Source organism: Rhizobium ecuadorense, assembly GCF_001187535.1.
Taxonomy (GTDB): domain Bacteria; phylum Pseudomonadota; class Alphaproteobacteria; order Rhizobiales; family Rhizobiaceae; genus Rhizobium; species Rhizobium ecuadorense.
Genome location: NZ_LFIO01000393.1, coordinates 1 through 219 on the forward strand (window position 1 = coordinate 1; position 219 = coordinate 219).

At 61.6% G+C, this 219-nt stretch carries 1 protein-coding gene; it reads left to right on the top strand.

Features of this window, described 5'->3' with window-relative positions; all coding sequences use genetic code 11:
• The coding region (locus tag AF337_RS43215; RefSeq protein WP_160320269.1) for a hypothetical protein at nt 1–219 on the top strand (219 nt) is incomplete at both ends.

The following is a 219-nucleotide window of genomic DNA, read 5'->3' on the forward strand; positions in this document are numbered from 1 at the left end:
GTGCTGCTTGATGCATTGCCGAACCGGCTTGCCAAGGCGACCGAAGCCACAACCGCACTGGGCCGGGCCTGGCAAAACGTTGGTACCTTCGCGGGTTGGGCGTTCGATAAGCTCGGGCAGGCGGTAGACCGCTCCATTTATGGCCCTTCGCTGGAAGAGCAGATCGCGGAAGCCGAGAAGGTGCAGGAGCGGCTGAAGAGCAATCCGCTCTCCAGTTTG